This is a genomic window from Coprococcus sp. AM97-35 (genome assembly GCF_027697525.1).
In the GTDB taxonomy this organism is placed as follows: domain Bacteria; phylum Bacillota; class Clostridia; order Lachnospirales; family Lachnospiraceae; genus Allocoprococcus; species Allocoprococcus comes.
Map to the genome: position 1 here is coordinate 1 of NZ_JAQESL010000061.1, position 2,698 is coordinate 2,698.

Sequence of the window (2,698 nt, forward strand, 5' to 3'; positions counted from 1 at the left end):
GCGTACTGTGCAATCCAGAGTCCATAGTTTCCGATATTGTTGAATTTATAGGCTACAGACTGCGAACAATACAAAAGAGGTCTTACGCCTGTTTTCTGGTATACATAGTCAAGCCAGCTCTTGCACCATGCAAAATCTGAGCTACCGAATGCCGGGTTGCTCTTCCCCTCCCAGTCAAGGCAGAGAATTGCTTCGCCTACACGTTTTCCGATTCTATCAAGGAAGTAATCTGCTTCTTTCTGGTAATCTCCACCATTCGCATAATGGTAGATACCGAGACACTTTCCGGCGTTCTTAGCCTGTGCGTAAGCTCTTGTGAAATCTGGGTTCACGTAGCCTGTTCCCTCTGTTGCCTTTACGATCACAAAATCGCACGGGACCACACTGAGGTCAATTCCTGCCTGATAACTTGCAATATCAATTCCATTCATTGCCATAATGTTTCTCCTTTCAAAAAGAGGGCGACTATTCGCCCCTTGAATCATTATCTACTTTCACCTGATCTTCCACCTGCGATCGGATGTGTTTCACAAGCGGCTGCATAAATGCCGGGATATTCACTCCCATGTCCTGAATATTTTCTAAAATACTGATAATCTCATTGCAGATCAGCCACATTGCCACGACACATGCCACCAGAAATGTGACTGGTGACTTCCAACCAATTGAAGTTGATGCATATAGAAGCATTTCATCAATAATCGCTCCCACAACTACCAGCAGCCACATAGATACCTTTTTGAAAATTCCTCTGATACTTTTATAGGAATTGATATCCTGTGCTCTGTATTTGCTTGCCATAAGTCCGGTAGCATAATCAATCAGATTACATACCACCAGCAGGATCACCGGCACTGCAAGCACTCCAAGAAGCGCTGACAGGAAAGCAAATACTGCTGTAAAAATTGCTTTGATATAGTTTGCCTGTTCCACTTTCATATTCCTCATTCTTTCTTTATGAATTTACCGGCTTTGCTGCTCCGGTATAAGATATCGGATAATCGTATGGATAGTCATACGGATAATCAACCGTTTCCTGGATCTGTACAGAAATCGTAAATTTTTCCCCGGTCGCAACCGTATTTTTGCTTAATTTCACATCTGTAATTTTAAGCATTAAACCACCTCAACTTCTATCCTTGCTTTCCTGATCGAATCCGCAACCGTATAAGTCACTTCCAATATATGTGTTCCTTTTTCTTTCGGAGCAATCTTGCAGTCAAGATAATGCTCATTGATATCACACTCTCCTTGCACCACGATGTCTGTGTAACGTGCCAGCTCATAAGATGCTGTCAGAATCGTAAATGGCTCATCGTTAGGACTTCGCACCAATAGCTTAATGTGCTTGTCTTCGCCCAGGATAAATCTAATTTTGTTCACAACAACACCCCCTTCCGTGTATCGGATAAATTACCTCCACAAAGAGCGGATCTGGATCTGCGATAACTTGATACTGATCTGGAACTACCTCTACAGCATAGTCTTCCGGAATAACTGTAACCTTACAGTCTTCCGGAACAACTTCCACCATATAATCAAGCGGAACAAGTCTTACGCATAGAGTAGCCGGATCAACGATCAACAGCATCTTCGTGCAGTATGCAATATTGCCTGCATCATTTTCTGCCGTCAGCTCCACCACATACATTCCATCTAAATCATAAGGGACCGTGGCATTCCACCGGTCCCCTTCAGCTCTTTCGAATATTACTTCTTTTCCATCTATCTTACCGCTTACCTTTACTACCATAGGCGTACCGCCTAGTCGGTAATCTCGACTGCAATAATGAATGTCTTTCCGCAGTCTACTGGATTCGGAGTAAGAGTCACTGACTTAATCACCGGAGCTGACGTATCGACAGTAACCTTACGTGTGACTGTAGTAGTCTTTCCGGCTTTGTCTTTAGCTACGATTGTGATGGTGTTTGCACCCTCAACAAGAGTCACGTCCTTAGTAAATGTTCCGTCTGTTCCGACCGTTACAGTTGCTCCATTTACCGTTACTGTAACTGGCTTAGATGATACGTCATCTGTTTTACCACTTACCGTTACCGTCTTCTTGTTGGTTATAAGGCCATTTGATGGAGCCGTGATCTGCAGTGTCGGAGGCACTGTATCAACTGTAAATGTTGCTGTCTTAGCTGCAGCTGCATTACCATCATTGTCGGATGCATTGACCGAAATCGTATGCGATCCATCTTTTAACGTCGGTGATGTGCATGTGCACTTATATCCACCGTCAATAGCAGTCTTTGTTACCGTCGATACGACTGTACCATCAACTGTGACTGCGATTGTTCCTGCATTTACTCCGGAGTCTGTATCTTTTACCTGGAATTCGATAGTCGGAGTTGTATTTGTGATATAAGCTCCTGCAGACGGAGACGTGATCGTGATAGTCGGTGCTGTCTTTTCTTTTACACGGAGTTTAAGTGATGCGCCGAGAGTAGCATGACTCTGATCTACCGTGGTAGTATTGCCGGCCTCATCTGTAGCCTTTACTGTTCCGCCAAGAACATGATCCGGCTGATTGTAGCTCGACTTACTTGGAGCTGTAACCGTAGCTTCCCATTTCCCGGAGGTCGAATTATAGGTCAGATTGTATGCCTGACCATTAAATATATATTGAGCTGTTTTTACTGCCATCTACGCTTCACCTCTACTGCTTGTCTTCTGTTACCAGATCTTCTGCTCC

At 44.0% G+C, this 2,698-nt stretch carries 6 protein-coding genes; all 6 read right to left on the reverse strand.

Going from position 1 to position 2,698, the window contains the following annotated elements:
- A partial coding sequence (locus tag PG840_RS16515) for a GH25 family lysozyme (protein ID WP_270613901.1) occupies positions 1-437 on the reverse strand: 437 nt, incomplete at its 3' end.
- Positions 438-465: 28 nt separating this feature from the next.
- The gene (locus PG840_RS16520; RefSeq protein WP_270613902.1) at positions 466-939 is read right to left on the reverse strand and encodes a phage holin family protein; all 474 of its coding nucleotides are present in this window, start codon (positions 937-939) and stop codon (positions 466-468) included.
- Positions 940-955: 16 nt separating this feature from the next.
- Positions 956-1,117, reverse strand: coding sequence for a hypothetical protein (locus PG840_RS16525; protein ID WP_172679836.1), 162 nt, complete (start codon positions 1,115-1,117; stop codon positions 956-958).
- Complete coding sequence (locus tag PG840_RS16530; protein ID WP_270613903.1) at positions 1,117-1,383, reverse strand: hypothetical protein; 267 nt, start codon at positions 1,381-1,383, stop codon at positions 1,117-1,119. Before PG840_RS16530 ends, PG840_RS16525 begins: the two co-directional genes overlap by 1 nt.
- Positions 1,370-1,753 carry a PF13754 domain-containing protein gene (locus tag PG840_RS16535; protein ID WP_270613904.1) on the reverse strand — a complete coding sequence of 128 codons (384 nt, stop codon included), beginning with the start codon at positions 1,751-1,753 and terminating at the stop codon, positions 1,370-1,372. The genes PG840_RS16530 and PG840_RS16535 overlap by 14 nt, the downstream gene beginning before the upstream one ends.
- A gap of 11 nt (positions 1,754-1,764) precedes the next feature.
- Positions 1,765-2,649: an Ig-like domain-containing protein gene (locus PG840_RS16540; RefSeq protein ID WP_270613905.1), complete on the reverse strand. Its 885-nt coding sequence runs from the start codon at positions 2,647-2,649 to the stop codon at positions 1,765-1,767.
- Between the last annotated feature and the right edge of the window lie 49 nt (positions 2,650-2,698).

Bases quoted from the DNA above. Each gene is read 5' to 3' on its own strand.
- PG840_RS16520 (WP_270613902.1), bottom strand. From the start codon at position 939: ATGAAAGTGGAACAGGCAAACTATATCAAAGCAATTTTTACAGCAGTA.
- PG840_RS16525 (WP_172679836.1), bottom strand. From the start codon at position 1,117: ATGCTTAAAATTACAGATGTGAAATTAAGCAAAAATACGGTTGCGACC.
- PG840_RS16535 (WP_270613904.1), bottom strand. From the start codon at position 1,753: ATGGTAGTAAAGGTAAGCGGTAAGATAGATGGAAAAGAAGTAATATTC.
- PG840_RS16540 (WP_270613905.1), bottom strand. From the start codon at position 2,649: ATGGCAGTAAAAACAGCTCAATATATATTTAATGGTCAGGCATACAAT.